Origin of the sequence: Marinobacter halophilus, from assembly GCF_003007685.1 — a bacterium.
Taxonomy (GTDB): Bacteria; Pseudomonadota; Gammaproteobacteria; order Pseudomonadales; family Oleiphilaceae; genus Marinobacter; species Marinobacter halophilus.
In genome coordinates this window covers 53,715-69,881 of the sequence record NZ_PXNN01000003.1, presented here as the reverse complement: position 1 = coordinate 69,881, position 16,167 = coordinate 53,715, and the positions used below count along the sequence as shown (strand labels likewise).

9 protein-coding genes are annotated in these 16,167 nt (G+C 63.0%); 5 read left to right on the top strand and 4 right to left on the bottom strand.

All coding sequences use genetic code 11. The features are described from left to right. Nucleotides 1-18: 18 nt before the first annotated feature. Together C7H08_RS00330 and C7H08_RS00325 are read right to left on the bottom strand one after the other, a co-directional pair. A complete protein-coding gene (locus C7H08_RS00330; protein ID WP_106669782.1) occupies nt 19-2,286 on the bottom strand; it encodes an ATP-dependent DNA helicase in 2,268 nt (755 codons plus the stop codon). Nucleotides 2,287-2,296: 10 nt separating this feature from the next. Beyond that, nucleotides 2,297-4,003 (bottom strand): VRR-NUC domain-containing protein, encoded by a 1,707-nt coding sequence (locus tag C7H08_RS00325; RefSeq protein ID WP_106669781.1) that lies wholly within the window; start codon nt 4,001-4,003, stop codon nt 2,297-2,299. A 156-nt stretch (nt 4,004-4,159) separates the two neighbouring features. Between C7H08_RS00325 and C7H08_RS00320 the strand changes: the two genes are divergently transcribed. Together C7H08_RS00320 and C7H08_RS00315 are read left to right on the top strand one after the other, a co-directional pair. Further along, nucleotides 4,160-4,630 (top strand): hypothetical protein, encoded by a 471-nt coding sequence (locus tag C7H08_RS00320; RefSeq protein WP_106670214.1) that lies wholly within the window; start codon nt 4,160-4,162, stop codon nt 4,628-4,630. 21 nt (nt 4,631-4,651) lie between these two features. Continuing rightward, on the top strand, nt 4,652-4,873 hold the full coding sequence (locus C7H08_RS00315; protein WP_133169812.1) for a hypothetical protein: 222 nt from the start codon (nt 4,652-4,654) through the stop codon (nt 4,871-4,873). A 175-nt stretch (nt 4,874-5,048) separates the two neighbouring features. On the opposite strand, the gene C7H08_RS00310 is transcribed toward C7H08_RS00315, so the two are convergent. Together C7H08_RS00310 and C7H08_RS00305 are read right to left on the bottom strand one after the other, a co-directional pair. Continuing rightward, nucleotides 5,049-5,477, bottom strand: coding sequence for a hypothetical protein (locus tag C7H08_RS00310; RefSeq protein ID WP_106669779.1), 429 nt, complete (start codon nt 5,475-5,477; stop codon nt 5,049-5,051). 98 nt (nt 5,478-5,575) lie between these two features. Continuing rightward, on the bottom strand, nt 5,576-6,361 hold the full coding sequence (locus C7H08_RS00305; RefSeq protein ID WP_106669778.1) for an SDR family NAD(P)-dependent oxidoreductase: 786 nt from the start codon (nt 6,359-6,361) through the stop codon (nt 5,576-5,578). Between the two features lie 155 nt (nt 6,362-6,516). On the opposite strand from C7H08_RS00305, the gene recC reads away from it, so the two are divergent. Genes recC through recD form a run of 3 tightly spaced genes read left to right on the top strand, consistent with a single transcriptional unit; the run spans nt 6,517 to nt 16,093 of the window. Further along, complete coding sequence (gene recC / locus C7H08_RS00300; protein WP_106669777.1) at nt 6,517-10,110, top strand: exodeoxyribonuclease V subunit gamma; 3,594 nt, start codon at nt 6,517-6,519, stop codon at nt 10,108-10,110. Then, nucleotides 10,107-13,835: an exodeoxyribonuclease V subunit beta gene (recB, locus tag C7H08_RS00295; RefSeq protein ID WP_106669776.1), complete on the top strand. Its 3,729-nt coding sequence runs from the start codon at nt 10,107-10,109 to the stop codon at nt 13,833-13,835. The genes recC and recB overlap by 4 nt, the downstream gene beginning before the upstream one ends. Further along, nucleotides 13,832-16,093, top strand: coding sequence for an exodeoxyribonuclease V subunit alpha (gene recD / locus C7H08_RS00290; protein ID WP_106669775.1), 2,262 nt, complete (start codon nt 13,832-13,834; stop codon nt 16,091-16,093). Before recB ends, recD begins: the two co-directional genes overlap by 4 nt. Nucleotides 16,094-16,167: the final 74 nt, after the last annotated feature.

The window sequence follows — 16,167 nt, the reverse complement described above, 5'->3', positions numbered from 1 at the left end:
CAACTGACGCTTACGGCGTCAGTTTTGTCGTTCCGGATCGGAGACAAACCACCAGCGCGGCAGCATCCGGTTCACCTGGGGTTGCAGGAAGCGATCATCAATCAGCCAGATCACGCCCCGGTCGTCCGGCGTGCGGATGACCCGGCCGGCAGCCTGGGCGACTTTCTGCAGCCCCGGGATCAGGTAGGTGTAGTCATAACCGGCGCCAAAACGTTGCTGCAGGCGGGCTTTGAGGATGTCGTGCCAAGCATCGAACGGCGGCAGCCCCAGGGTGGCCACGAACGCGCCGATCAGCTGATCACCGGGCAGATCAATGCCCTCACTGAACACGCCGCCCAATACCGCAAACGCAACTCGGCCTTCGGCGTTCTGAAATCCGGCGAGGAACTCCCGGCGCTGGTCCGGGCTCATGCCCGGCTGCTGGGCTCGCTGGGGAATGTCCGGTGCTTGCCGGGCCAGGGTGTCACTGGCCTCTCTGGCGTATTTGAAGCTGCTGAAAAACGCCAGATAGTGGCCGGGGCGCTGCCGGTACTGGTTCGCGATCAGCTCGGCAATGGGTTGCAAGGAGGCCTCCCGGTGCGCCTGGCGGGTGCTGATGCCGGGGGTGAACTGCACTTGCAGCTGGTCGGCGCGGAACGGGCTGGGCAGAGAGGTAAAGCTCGCAGATTCCGGCAGGCCCAGCAGGTCCCGGTAATAGATACCGGGGCTGAGCGTGGCGGAAAACAGCAGCACCGACCGGGCGGCGGCGAAGCGGTCTTTCAGGAAGTCCGCCGGTATCAGGTTTTGAATGCTGAGACTGGCCCGGCCGCGACCGCTGCGCTGGAATTCGCACAGGGAATGCTCACCGAAGCTGTCCGCCAGCTTCATGAACGCCACACTTTCGAACATCACTTCCTGCAACGCCAGATCCGGCGGGTTGTCGGCCAGGTAGTCGGTGATGACAGAGACCATGGACTGCAGCGCGCCGAGCAGCTGAGGTGGCAGGGACACCAGAAACACCGGTTGCTCCTGCTCGCCGTGATCGCGAATAAGGCTTTGCCAGGCCCGGGCGGTGCGGTCCAGGGCCGACTTGACCGGCTTGGGCGCAATCTTCTTCAGCTTCAATAGCCGCTGCTGCTCCAGGCGCACCGAGTACATGCCCCGGCCCCGGTCCACCAGGTTGTGGGCTTCGTCCACCAGCACACTGGCTTGCCAGTTGTTCTGGCGGATCAGGCCGTGGAGCAGGGCCGACTGGTCGAACATCCGGTTCACATCGCCGACCACCAGATCGCTCCAGCGGGCCATTTCCTGGGCGAGAAAATAGGGGCAAATGTCGTGACCTGACGCGATTTTCGCTAAATTCTCCTGATTTAACGGCTCTTTGATCTGCACTGCCTCGGCCCGGGCATCGGGCAAACGGTCGAAAAAGCCCCGGGCCAGCGGACAGGACTCGCCGTGGCAGGCTTTGTCCGGGTGTTCACAGGCGTCGTCTTTCGACACCAGCTCCAGGGTGCGCAGCGGCCAGGGCTGCAATTCGTTTTGGGCGCCGCGTAACTTATCCACCGCATCCAGCGCCAGCTGCCGGGCGGTGTTGCGGCAGGTGAGGTAGAACAGCCGGTCCTGTTTCGCGGCGGGCATGGCCATCAACGCCGGGAACAGGGTGCCCAGGGTCTTGCCCAGGCCGGTGGGGGCTTCCAGCAGCAGGGTGCCGGCTTTCATGGAATTCTTGTAGACGGTTTCCGCCAGTTGGCGCTGCCGGGGCCGGAAGGCCGGGAACGGAAAGCTCAGGCTGGAGAGCAGGGCATTGCGCTGGTCCCGGTGGTGCTCTTCCTGCTCGGCCCAGGCGTGGTAGATATCGCACAGGATTGCCAGTTCCTGCCAGAGCTCATCCGCCTTGGCGGTTTCCACCACCGCGGTTTCCTTGTCGTTGCCGGTGTCGTAGTAAATCAGTGCCAGTTCGATGGTTTTACGATGTTCCTGTCGGCACAGCAAGGCACCGTAGGCCCGTAGCTGGGCCCGGTGCAGCGCGCGCTGGTAGGGCCGGATGCGCGACAGATCGCCGCGATGGGTTTTGATTTCTTCCAGCCGGCCCTGGTGCGGGTTGTAGCCATCGGCCCGGCCAGACAAATCCAGCCCCTGGCAGTGCCCGGCTAGGGCAAACTCGCTTTGATAGCCGTAACCGCGGCGGGCCTGAATTGCCTGATGGCCGGCGATGCCCTCCTCGCTACTGGGCGCCGGGGTGTAGCGAAAGTCCAGATCGCCGTGGCGGGCGGCAAACTCGCACAGGGTGCGGACGGCGACTTTCATTCGGCCTGCCTCACGCTATTGCCTCGCGGTCCTGCCAACGCACATAACAGACGTTGGCCGGAATGCCTTGGCGGGCGAAGAAGTGAAGCCAGCGAATCTGGTGATCCTGCAAGCGGTCGCCCGGGCCTTTCACTTCAATCATTTCGTAGCGCACTTCCGTGGCGCCGGCCTCGGGGATAAAACGGATCAGGTCCGGGAAACCGCTGCGGTGTTCTTTCAGGTTATGCAGCAGGCGCCGGAACAGGGCGTCCAGATGCGCGGCCGGGATGCAGTCCATGGCCAGGCCCAGCAGCTCCGCCGACAGCACGGGCCAGACCACAAACGGATTGGCAATACCCTGTTTGTGCTCAAAGGTTTCGAGAATCTGCTGCCGATAGCCTCCGCGTTCCAGCAGGGCAAAGCACCGGTCAAAGTCGGGCTGGCGCCGGGACACAAAATCTTCCCGCAGCAGATCCGCCGGGCCAATGTGGAAGGGGTGGAAGAAAGCCCCGGGCATTGCCTTGAAGATCACCGGCCAGCACAGCAGGCCGAACAGGGCATTGATCAGGGTATTTTCCACATAGAACACCGGCGCCTCTTCGGTGGCCAGGTGCTGCAGGGCCGCCCACTCAACGCTGCCGGTATCCGGTTTGGTCAGGGTGACGGTAACGGTCTGGATATCTGGCACCGGGGCTGGTGTTGGCCGGGGCTGGCCGACCTTGGCCGCCAGTCGCTTCAGGAGCCGGCTCAGGCCCTGGGCTTCAGCGTCGCTCAGCTCGCGGGTTTGCCAGTGGCAGGCGATAGCCCAGGCTTCCTCAAACTGTTTCATCCGCTCCAGCAAGCGCAGTTGCTTCAGCCGTGCTTCCCGGTGCTGGCTGGCGCTCCAGACCTGCAACGCCAGCTTTTTATCGCCCTGGCGTTCGGCCTGCCGGCCCAGCTCCAGCAACAACCGATCCCGGCGGCTGGCCAGCCACGGGTTATCCAGGGGGGCAGGTACATCCTGCCAGACCTTCGCCGCAGGCTCTCCGGCATCGAGTCGCTCCCGGCACTGGTGCATTTGCAGGTACCGATCCACATCTTCTCTTTGATGAAAGGCGCGGGATTCCGGGGTCAGAGCCACCGGCTCGAATTGCTGCACGCCCAGCTCCACCAGCACAAAGTCGGTCCAGCTCTGGCGCAGGTTGCCGAAGAACATCAGGCGAATGCGATCAAACAGGGCCATATCCTGAAGTTGCACCACGGCAGGGGCCTGCTCATCACCGAGGTCCGCCAGCCAGCCGCGCAAGGGCCGTGGCGCGCTCAAGGTCTCCGCCAGCCGCTCACGCATCTGGGCCTTGCCCAGCGATTTCAGGTGGCCCTGTTGTTGCAGCCAGGGGCCGAATACCGGCCGTAATTCCGCCAGAGTGAACAACCGGAACAGGTCGTCCAGGCTCAGCTCCGGGGCGTTATCCAGCCAGCCATCCTGCACTAACACCTTGAACGCGTCGGCTGCCGGCACTGGCAATTCCGGGTAGCGCAGTTTATCCGCCCGAAACAGGTCACCGGTGCGCATTACCATGCGGGTGAGCAGCGCGCGCGGGCCGGTGTTCAGGGCAGCATAAGCGGCCAACCGATCCCGCTCTTGCGCGGTTAGCAGGTCACTGTGATGGTCGGTTACCCAGGCCACCAGGATGTCCATGTTCTCAAGATAGTAGAGCGGGTTATCCAGGCTTGCAGGTACCGGTCTGTGGGTGGTCATACGGCCTTATGGTCAGCTAGTAACGGAGTCACGAACTGTACGATGGAAGGCCGGCAGGCTCAAACCCGATTCCATGCACAAAAATTAATCAAGGCAGACCTTGCCAACACCCTTAATGATAACTATTATCATTTGCATCAAGACAAGGAGGACGCCATGAAATTTCTCTGCCCACGCCATCGCCAAATGTTTGCCCGACTTTCCATCAATGAACAGAATGATCTTTGGCTGTTCTGGATGGAATACGCCTTCACCTTCTGCGAAACCGAAGAGACCGAGAAGATGATTGCCGCCACCGGCAGCGCCTTTGATCTGGCCTGTCTGGCCAGGGCGGACCACCCGGGGTGCATGCACGTGGAACTCACGCTTTCCGCCATTCTGGTGTGTCGCGCTCTCCGGGACCGTGGCGATTATAGCGCCGCCGACTATGTGCTGTTCAGCGCCCTGGAAAGCCTGCAGTCTGCCAAGCCCTGCTATGGCAGTCCCAGCGGCGGCTGCAGTACCGATCAGTGCATTGAGGTGTTGCTGGATACGTCCCGGCAAGTCAGTTTTTTCACAGAGTATCTGAACTGGCCAGACACACCCCTGGCGCCTCGGGAACAACGCTCGTCAATGGTCGCGCACTAAAACTCAGGAGGACGTATGGGAATGGCCTTCAATATTCCGGCTGCCTCTCGGAACAGCCAGACTGAACACCGGCCTTGTTTGGGCTGGGCGCCCGTGGGCCGGGTATGTATCAGTATCGATGCCGATTGCCTGGCCAGACTGATGGCAAGCCACCAGATCCACGTTCAGGAGTTTTCCTGCGACGATGAGGCTTCGAAACAGGTGGTCAGAGGCCTGCTACTGGACTGTCTTCGGTTACGCTGAGCTTTTCAGATACCCAGGTCCGCAGGCTGCAAACGAACCCCGGCAATCTTCCAGGCACCGTCAGCGTCAGGATGACGCCAGTTTTGATGTTAATGCTGTTTAGCCCCATGACGATCACCCGGTTTTTGTTCAATATTTAATCTATACGCGACCACTTTGCCTGTGGATTGATCCCTCAGCGTTGCTCGTCAGGCCATATCAATCGCATCAGTGCACGGCGCCTGGGGTCAGGAAACGCAATGGTGTTTGCTGAACGCTGCATGGCAATAACCTCTCCCAACATCTGGAACAGCCCACCCTGGTTGTGGATACACCGGGGTATCGCCTGCTCTCTGAGCAATCCGAGGTAACGGTCAAGGTTGTCCTGATCGGTGCGCCAGTGATCGGTAAAACCATGATTGAACAACGCTCTGGTGGCGATCGACGTCCACTCGTGCCGGTAGCTCGTCTCCAGCCGTTCCGGATACAGGAACAAGTCCTTGATCTCCTTATGGATCGGCACCACGGCTCGCTCCGGTGGAAACAGTATTCGCATCGCCAGAAGATCATAGATATCGGTAAGCTGCCGCTCCACAGCCAGTCGAACCAACTCAACTCTGTTCATTTATGCTCACTAATTGACCTGCCAATTGCATGCCGGATTGCCATGGCGAAACCATGAGGGTGCCGTTGTAGGCCGCCCTCTGGCCAGACTGCGCAGCACTAGCTACCGCCGAATGACAACGAATCGACAAGATCAGTGGCGCTGAACTCAGCGCCGTCGAACTCACTATCCGGAACCTCGGCCAGGGTAAACGCGAGTGCACTGGCGGCCTGCTCCGCCGTCAGGCATTGCCCTGATCCCAGCCTGTCGTTCAGCCACTGCCCGTGAGGCAATTCCAGCTTCAGGGCCTTTTTGACGTGATTGCGGATACCGGGGGTATCGACTAATCCGGGCTGGAACAGACTGACAACTGGCCCTCCCTCCATCAATCCAAACTCCACGGTCAGCTGTTGCACCAGCCGTCTCAGGGCCATTTTACTGATGCCGTAACTGCCGGTGCCGGGCTGGGCGTGTTTGTCCATACCCGCACCTATCATGGCAATTCGGGCCGCCGTGCCCCCCTGCCGAAGAACCGGCAATAACGACTGTGTAAGCAACAGTGGGGCCGACACGTTAACCGCCAATGCCTCCTGAAAATCGTGTAGCTGCAGGCTGGCGAAGTCCGCTGCCGGTTCCCCCACCCCGGCGCAATGGACAAAAGCCGCAAGATGATCAACGGATTCACACACCTGTAGAGCGAGTTCGCGGGTGCTGGCAGGGTCGGCGAGCTCTGCCGGCAGGGTCATGACCTGGCGAGCCGGTAAATCCCGCCGGATGATTTCTGCGACTTGCTCCAGCCTGGAGGCCGTACGGCCCGCGAGAATCAGATCATAGCCCCGACCAGCCAGCTCCAACGCCAGCGCCCGGCCAATGCCGGATCCCGCACCGGTAATCAATGCCCACATATCAGCACTCCTGTTTGCCCACTAATTGCGACGCCATCTGTCGCGCCGGTTGATTACAATGACCTGCGATCTGTCGTTACAGACTGTCCGCTTCTGTGGTCACATACGGTAACCTGTGGCATCAGGATTGAACCGAACAGCAGACAAGGAATCCCATGGCGGCCTCATCCAGCATCGAACCCGGCTTTCACGCCATCCACGCCAACCACCTGGAAGACCTGCGCCGGGCGGTGGTGTACATCTGCCGGCAAAATCCGATGCCGCCGCTGCAGAGCGAGACCTTTCTGGTGCAGAGCAACGGCATTGCCCAGTGGCTGAAGCTGGCGCTGGCAGAGAAACGCACCGACGACGGCGTAGACGGCGGGCTGGGCATTGCCGCCGGTATGGATTTCCTGTTCCCGGCGCGGTTTATCTGGCAGGCCTACCGGGCGGTGCTCCATGACGGTGAAGTACCCGAGCAGTCACCCTTTGACAAACGCCGGCTGGTGTGGCGACTGTACCGGTTGCTGCCGGAACTGGTGGGGCAGGATGAGGCGTTCACGCCACTGGCGCGGTTTCTGGATGGCAGCGACACGGATCTGCGCAATTTCCAGCTGGCCGAGAAAGTGGCGGACCTGTTTGACCAATACCAGGTGTTCCGGGCCGACTGGCTGGCGGCCTGGGAGCAGGGCAAGGATGTGGTGATTACCGCCCGCGGCGAAGAAAAAGCACTGGACCCGGAAACCCGCTGGCAGCCCCTGCTCTGGCGCAAATTGGTGGACGATGTGGGTGAAGCGGCGCAAACCAGCCGCTCGCAAATTCACACCCGCTTTATGGAGCAGGGCCAGCGCATCAGTGCCCCGGCCAATCCGGCCCGGCTGCCCAGGCGCATCGTGGTGTTTGGCGTGTCGTCCTTGCCCCGGCAGGCACTGGAAGCACTGTATGTACTGAGCCGGTTCAGCCAGGTGGTGCTGTGTGTACACAACCCCTGCCAGTTCTACTGGGCCGATATCATCAGCGACCGGGAACTGCTGAAAGCCGAACGCAAGCGCGGTGCGGCCCATCCGGTGCTGTCACAGATTGACGACCCGGACCAGCTGCACCAGCACGCCAACCCGCTGCTGGCGGCCTGGGGCAAGCAGGGCCGGGACTACATCCGCCTGCTGGACGAGTTCGACAACCCGGACGACTACCGCAGCAGTTTCCAGACCCCGGACCAGAAGATCGACATCTTCTCCGAACACGGCGCCGGTGAAGAGCCTTGCCTGCTGCACCAGCTGCAAAACGACATCCACAACCTGACCCCGCTGCAGGAAATCCGCGCGCAGCACCGCCAGCTGGCGCTGAGCCGCGATCACTCCCTGGTGTTCCACAACGCCCACGGGCCCCAGAGGGAAGTGGAAATCCTGCACGACCAGCTGCTGGCCGCCTTCAACACCGACCCGAACCTGCGGCCCCGGGATGTCATCGTGATGGTGCCGGACATCAACGTGTACGCGCCGCACATTCAGGCGGTGTTCGGCCGTTACCAGCCCGGCCGCAAACGCCATATTCCGTTCACCATCTCGGACCAGGGCCAGCGCCATCACGAGCCGGTGCTGATTGCCCTGGAAACCCTGATGTCACTGCCGCGCAGCCGTTTTGGTGTGAGTGAAATCATCAGCTTGCTGGAAGTACCCGGCATCCGCGATCGCTTTGACATCGGCGAAGACGAGATTCCCCTGGCCCGGCGCTGGGTCGAAGGCGCCAACATCCGCTGGGGCCTGCACGGCCAGCACCGGGAAAGCCTGGAGCTGCCCGCAGCGCTGGAGCGCAACACCTGGCAGTCGGGCCTGCGGGCGATGCTGCTGGGTTACGGCATGGGTGAGGACGAGCCCTGGGCCGGCGTGGAGCCGTATGGCGAGATCGGCGGGCTGCAAGCCAGCCTGGCCGGGCGCCTGAGCGAATTCGTGCATCAGCTGGAAACCCTGTGGCAGGCCCTGCAAACCACCCGCACCCCGGGCGACTGGGAAACCCTGTTCTCGGCCATGCTCGGGCAGTTTTTCCACAAGGTGGAAGGCAGCGATCTGTTGCTGCTGAACCGCTTCCGCCGACAGCTGGAACAATGGCTGGACGACGCCCTGGCCGCCGGCCTGGACGCGCAACCCTTGCCCCTGAACATCGTCAAGGATGTGCTGCTGGAAGGGCTGGACGAAGGCGGCCTGAACCAGCGCTTCCTGGCTGGCAAGGTCAACTTCGCCACCCTGATGCCAATGCGGGCCATTCCCTTTCGCAAGGTCTGCCTGCTGGGCATGAACGATGGCGATTACCCGCGCTCCCGGCCACCGGTGGATTTTGATCTGATGGCCCAGGACTATCGGCCGGGGGATCGCTCACGCCGGGAAGATGACCGCTACCTGTTCCTGGAAGCCCTGTTGTCGGCCCGGGAGCAGCTCTACATCAGCTGGGTCGGGCGCAGCATCAAGGACGATTCCGAGCGGCCACCGTCGGTGCTGGTGGGCCAGCTGCAGGATCATCTGGACAGCCTCTGGCAACTTGCGGATGACTCAGAAGCCAAGATCACCAGAGCACTGACCACCCAGCACCCGCTGCAACCCTTCAGCCGGGATTATTTCCCCAGGGCCAATGGCCTGGAGCAAGGCGAACACAGCGCCCCCAAACCCCTGGCTGAGGTAGTGCAGGCCCGCAACCTGTTCACCTACGAACGGGAATGGCGCAGTGCCCACGGTGTCGCAGCGGCGCAACCAGTGCCGGCGGCGCTGCCGTACCAGAGCCCCGAAGAACCCATTAGCCTGAACGATCTGGCCGGTTTCCTGAAAAAGCCCATCGACACCTTTTACCAACGCCGCCTGCAAGTGCGCTTTGAGGATGTCGAGGACGACGACACTGACAACGAGAATTTCGACCTGAACGGCCTCGACCGCTGGCGTCTGGACAACGAACTGATTCAGCAGAGCCTGCTGAAAGCGGGTTCAGAAGAAGACCTGCACGAGCGCTTGGAAACCTCACTTGATCGTATGGCGCGCCGGGGCGATCTGGGCATGGGCGTGACCGAGCACCGGCTGCGTTCGGAGCTGTCCGGTCGCCTACCCGATTTGTTCGAGCGGTACCAGGGTGCTTTGGCCGAGTGGCCGGAAGCCGTCGCCGAGCCTTTGCCGTTCGATGTTCGGTTTGAGAACGCCATGGGTGCCGTGGAGGTGGTGGACCTGATCGACAACCTGCGCGGCAACCACGCAGGCCAACTGTGCCGGCTGGTGGTGGCCAGCTCGGGCCTGCTGACCGGCTCCGGTTACAGCAAGAAAGTACGCTACGCCAACCTGATGCGGGACTGGGTAATCCACCTGGCCGGCCAGCTGTCCGGGCAGCCGTTTGAAACCCTGATCCTGGGCAAGGAAGAAGGCCGCAAGTTCCGCTTCGCCCCGCTGGCGCCGGAGCTGGCCAAACGGCATATCGACGCCATCCTCAGCCGCTGGATGGACGCCACCACCCGGGCCTTGCCCATTCATTGCGAGGCCGGCTTTGCCTGGACCTACAGCTTCTATCAGAGCAAAAACTTCCGCGGCGACCACGAGCGTGCCATCCGCGATGCCGAGCAGGCCTATACCACCGCGTTGGAACGGGACACCGGTTACCTGCGGGGTGCCTTTGAAAGCCCCGAGCTGCTGCTGGCCAGCGGCGAATTCGAGGCGTTATTGCACGAACTCTACGTGCCGTTGTGGGAAGCCGAGCAGGGCAAATCGGCGGCAGAACAGATCGGGAGCCTGGAATGACTGAGCCAATGACCCACCGCAACCCGAACCTGAACCCTCTGGCGCTGCCCCTGCACGGCAGCACCCTGATCGAGGCCAGCGCCGGTACCGGCAAAACCTTCACCATCGCCATTCTGTATGTGCGCCTGGTGCTGGGCCATGGCCAGCCGGACGACAGCCCGCTGCCGAAAGACCTGCTGCCGCCCAACCTGCTGGTGGTGACCTTTACCGAGGCCGCCACCAAAGAACTGCGCGACCGCATCCGCACCCGGCTGACCCAGGCCGCCGAGGTATTCTCGGACGCCCCGGACGAACCAGAGCCGCCCGCGGAAACCGCGCTGATCTATCAGCTGCGCAACGACAGCTACCCGGACCCGGCCAGCTGGCCCGAGTGCCGTAAAAAACTGCTGCTGGCCGCCGAATGGATGGACGAGGCGGCGGTGTCCACCATCCACGGCTTCTGCAACCGCATGTTGAGCGAACACGCGTTCGACAGCGGCAGCCTGTTCAAGCTCACGCTGGAAACCGACCAGAGCGAACTGCTGGATGACGTCGCCCGGGATTACTGGCGCACCTTTGTCTATCCCTTGCCGCCCGCGCTGATGGACGAAGCCCTGGGCCACTGGAAAACCCCCGCCGATCTGCGCAAGGCGGTGCGCAATCTGATCGAGGATCCGGACAGCCTGGGCACCCCGCCCGACAACGTGCATCAGGCCATCAATCAGGTCGTCAGCCAACGACAGGCACGGGCCCAGGCGCTGAAAGCGCATCCCTGGGCTCAGTGGCAAGGCGACGTGATTGACCTGCTGAACGACCTGAACAAAAGCAAACGTCTCCATGGCGCCAGCAAGAACGCCATGGTGAAAGTCTGGGAATCGCTCGTAAACTGGGCCGAGTCCGACGACCTGCTGCCGGACAAACTGGACAGCGCCGCAGGCTTCAAGAACCAGACCCCGGAAGGTCTGGACAACATCCTCAAAGGCGATTCCCCGGCGCCCCGGCACCCGGCCTTCGAAGCCATCGAAGCCTTGATGGCATTCGGCCAGAACCAGCCCAGCGCCAAATCCGACATCCTGCGCCACGCCAGCCACTGGATGGCCGAGCGCCTAGAAGCGGAAAAGCAGCAGCGCTCGGAAATGGGCTTCGACGACCTGCTCACCCGGCTCGACGATGCCTTGCACGGCCCCCGGGGTGACCAGCTGGCCGCCACCATCCGCCGCCAGTTCCCGGTGGCGCTGATCGACGAATTCCAGGACACCGACCCGGTGCAGTACCGCATCTTCGACCGGATCTACAACGTGGCCGAGGGTGATCCGGCCACCTGCCTGCTGATGATCGGGGACCCGAAACAGGCCATCTACGGTTTTCGCGGCGCCGACATCTACACCTACCTGCAGGCCCGCCAGGGCGTCAAAGCGCGCACTTACACCCTGGGCACCAACTTCCGTTCGGCCGAAACCATGGTCGATGCGGTCAACCGAGTGTTTGATTACAGCGATCAGCACAGTGCGGAAGGCGCCTTCCTGTTCGGCAAAGGTGACACCTCAGCGCTGCCGTTCCAGGGTGTGGCGGCTAACGGCACCAAGCGGCGGTGGTCGGTGCACGGCGAGCGTCAGCCCAGTTTGATGTTCTGGACCCTGGAATCCGATGAAGAAGCCAAAGACGGCAGCCCGAAAGGCCTGGCCAAAGGCACCGCCACCGCCGAGGTGGCCGACACCTGCGCCAGCGAGATCGCCCGGCTGCTGACGTTGGGCCAGGCCGGGCAGGCCGGTTTCGCCTTGATCGACCAGCCAACCGACCTGGAGCCGGTGGCACCCAAAGACATCGCCGTGCTGGTCAACAACCGCAACGAGGCCGCCGCCGTGCGGGATGTCCTCGGCCGACGGCGCATCAAGAGCGTGTACCTGTCCGACCGGGATTCGGTGCTGACCTCGCAGGAAGCCAAAGAAGTGCTGTGCTGGCTGCGGGCTTTCGCCGAGCCCCGGCAACTGGCCTTCACCCGGGCGGCGCTGGCCACCCCGACGCTGGGCCAAAGCTGGCAGGCGCTGGATCGACTGCTGACCGACGAACTGGCGCTGGAGCGGGAAATCGAACGCTTCATGGGTTACCAGCAGCAATGGCAGAGCCAGGGCGTGCTGCCCATGCTGCGCAGCTTCCTGATGGATTTCGAAGTGCCTGGCCGCCTGCTGCAACGAGCTGATGGCGAACGCCGGCTGACCGACATTCTGCACATCGCCGAACTGCTGCAGCAGGACAGCCTGCAACTGGACGGCGAACATGCGCTGGTGCACCACTTTACCCAGATTCTGCGGGCGGCGGATGAGGAGGATGAACATCGCACCCTGCGCCTGGAAAGCGATGCCGGCTTGGTGAAAGTGATTACCGTGCACAAGTCCAAGGGCCTGGAATACCCGCTGGTGTTCCTGCCGTTTGGTACCGCGTTCCGCTCGGAAAGCGAAAAACAGGCGTTTGTGCGCTACCACGACGACCAGGGCAAACTGATCACGGTGTTTGACCCGGGCGCCAAAGACGTCGCCAAGGCCGACCAGGAGCGGCTCGGTGAGGACATCCGCAAGCTCTACGTGGCCCTGACCCGGGCCCGGTTTGCCACCTGGGTGGGCGCCGCGGCCCTGGATAACTGGTCGCAAAGCGGCCTGGGCTATCTGATCGCCGGTGACGCCAACAGCCGAATCACCGACTGCCTGAACCGACTGGGCGAGGGCCGGCCAGAGATCACCGTGGATCCGCTGCCAGAGGCGCAACCGACGCACTATGTTGAACCGGCACCGGAGGCCCTCGGCCCCGCGCTGGTGTCCAGCCGTGAGGCGAAAGAGGACTGGTGGATTGCCAGTTACTCCTCCATCGACTACACCGGGATGGCCGGCACCGGCATTGCCTTTACCGGTGAGGTGGAAGACGCCCAGACCCAGAACCTGCTGGAAGAAAGCGCCCAGAACGACGACCAAGACACCGGGCCGACACCCGATGGCCGCAACCATCACCACTTCCCCAAAGGCGCCGGCCCCGGCACCTTCCTGCACGAATTGCTGGAATGGTGCACCCAGCACGGCTTTCAGCGGGTGCTGGATAACCCGGCCATGCTCCGGGAACAGCTCAGCCGCCGGTGCAGCACCCGGGGCTGGACCGACTGGGTCGAGCCGCTGGAACGCTGGCTGCTGGCGCTGATGTCCCGGCCGCTGCCGCTGCAACGCGCTGGCACAGAACGCGTCAGCCTGGCGGACTTGACCAGCTTGCGGCCGGAGCTGGAGTTCTGGTTCGGGAGCCGCAACGTCAGTATCCGCACCCTCGACCAGCTGGTGACCCGGCACACCCTGAACGGCGCCGACCGGCCCCAAGTGGCGGAAAACCGCTTCAACGGCATGATCAAGGGCTTTATCGACCTGGTGTTCGAGCATAACGGGCAGTACTACGTGCTCGACTACAAATCCAATAACCTGGGCGAAGACGACAACGCCTACACCGATCAGGCCATGGGTGACGCCATTCTGAGTAAGCGTTACGACCTGCAATATGTGCTGTATCTGTTGGCCCTGCATCGCCTGCTGAAAGCCCGGCTGCCCGGTTATGACTACGATCAGCACATTGGCGGCGCCGTGTACCTGTTTCTGCGCGGGGTCGATTCCGCCAGCCACGGCGCCTTTACCGACAAGCCACCGAAAGCGCTGATTGAACAGCTGGACGCGCTGTTTGATGGCGAGACGGTCTCAGGGGAGGTGGCCGCATGAGCCGTATCCGCACTCATAACACCGAAAACCAGATAGCCCTGGACCTGGGGGACGACACCGCCACCACGGCGCCGGCGCCCGACCCGGGCACCCCAGCTGTGGATAACTCCGGCCTGCTGGCCAGCCTGGCACAAACCGACGCTCTGCTGCAGCAATGGCAACAGGCCCAGTGGCTGCGGCCGCTGGATGTCGGTTTTGCCCGGCTGATCCGGGCGCTGTCGGAAGAGCAGGGCGAGCCGCCGCAACCGCTGGTGCTGTTGCTGGCGGCGCTGGTGTCGCACCAGGTCGGCCGCGGTCATGTCTGCATCGATCTGACCAGCCTGCTGGCCGACGCCGGCAGTACCTTATCGCTGCCACCGGAGGAACCGGCCCGCCCGAGCCTCAGCGACGCCGATGCGGCCGAACTGAGCCAGCTCAAGCCCGGCGATCTGCTGTCGCGAACAACCCTGGCCGACTGCCAGGCAGCGCTGACCGGATCTCTAGCGGTAAGTGATGGCTCACTGACATCACCCCTGGTGTTGAACGGCAGCCGGCTCTACCTGCGCCGGTTCTGGCGCTACGAGCAGCGCATTGCTGACGGTATTCGCCAGCGCCTGGCCTTGCCGTCACCCCTGGCCGACCCGGAGTCCGCCCCGGCACGAACCCTGTCGCACGCGCTTGACCAACTCTTCAACTCATCGGAATCGGTGGATTACCAGAAACTGGCTTGCGCCCTGGCGGCCCGCAACCGCTTCGCGGTGATTACCGGTGGCCCCGGAACCGGCAAGACCACCACCGTGGTGAACCTGTTGGCAGCGCTGCAAGCGGTCGCCGGGCAAGACCCGGCCCGGGCAGGGCGCAAATACCGCATTCGCCTGGCCGCCCCCACCGGCAAGGCCGCCGCCCGCCTGAACGAATCCATTGGCGGCGCGGTCAGTCGCCTGCCATTGTCTGATCTGCCGGGCTCGGTACAGCTGGCGGATATCCCCACCAAGGTCACCACCCTGCACCGCCTGCTCGGCAGCCGGCCCGACACCCGCAAGTTCCGCCACCACCGGGACAACCCGCTGCTGGTGGATATCCTGGTGATCGACGAAGCCTCCATGGTCGATGTCGACCTGATGGCCTCGGTGTTTGACGCCCTGCCCGCCAACGCCCAGCTGATCCTGCTGGGCGACAAAGACCAGCTGGCCTCGGTGGATGCCGGGGCGGTGCTCGGCGAGCTGTGCCAGCGGGCGCTGAAGGCCCACTACACGCCCACCACGGCACAGTGGCTTGCGGCCATCACCGGCGATCCGGTGCCAGACAGCCTGGTGGATCCGGACGGCCAGGCCATGGACCAGGCTGTGGCCATGCTGCGCAAGAGCTACCGGTTCCAGCAGGACAGCGGCATTCGCGCCCTGGCCGAGGCGGTTAACACCAATGCCTTGGACAGCGCGATGTTGCGGCAGATCCGACAAGCCGAGTTCGACGATGTAATCTGGCTTAATGGCCACACGCCCAGGCCTGATCCGGAACAGACCCTCCAGCAGATCTGCCAGCACGCCATTACCGGCACCCCGGACGCCTTCCGTAACGCCGGGCAGGGCCGGGTAGTGAATAATGAGCCATTGGCGCCGCCGGTGGGGTACCGTCATTACCTGGAACAGATGAACAATCATGACCTGACCAGCGGCAGCCCCCGCGAACACTGGGACGCTCTGGCGGCCCGGGTTCTGGCCGCCTTTAACGATTTCCATATTCTGTGCGCCCTGCGCAAAGGCCCCTGGGGTGTGGAGGGCCTGAATGACCGGGTAGCCCGGCAACTGCTGGCCCAAAAGCTGATTCCGAGGGCCGACGGCTGGTATCCCGGTCGGCCGGTGCTGGTGACCGGCAACGACTACAACCTGGGCCTGATGAACGGAGATATCGGCATTACTTTCAGCCTACCCTGGGACAAAACCGCCACCGACGAGCCGAAAGACACCCTGCGCGTGGCCTTCCCGAGCGGTGACAGCACCGGCGGCATCCGCTGGATCTCGCCCAGCCGCCTGCAGCAGCTGGAAACCGTCTACGCCATGACCGTGCACAAATCTCAGGGTTCGGAGTTCAACCACACCTGCCTGGTGTTGCCAGACCGGCTCAGCCCAGTGCTCACCAAGGAGCTGGTATACACCGGCATCACCCGGGCCAAAAACTGGTTCAGCCTGATCACCGGTGACGCTCAAGTGTTTAGAGACAGCGTGGGGCAGCAGGTGGTTCGAGCCTCAGGGCTGGCGCTTCGGCTTGGAGAACATTAACACCCAAGCTTGATGCGACAGTAAGGGGGAGGCCCTTCCAAAACCTTGCGGAGCCATGGATGGCGGAGCAGAGC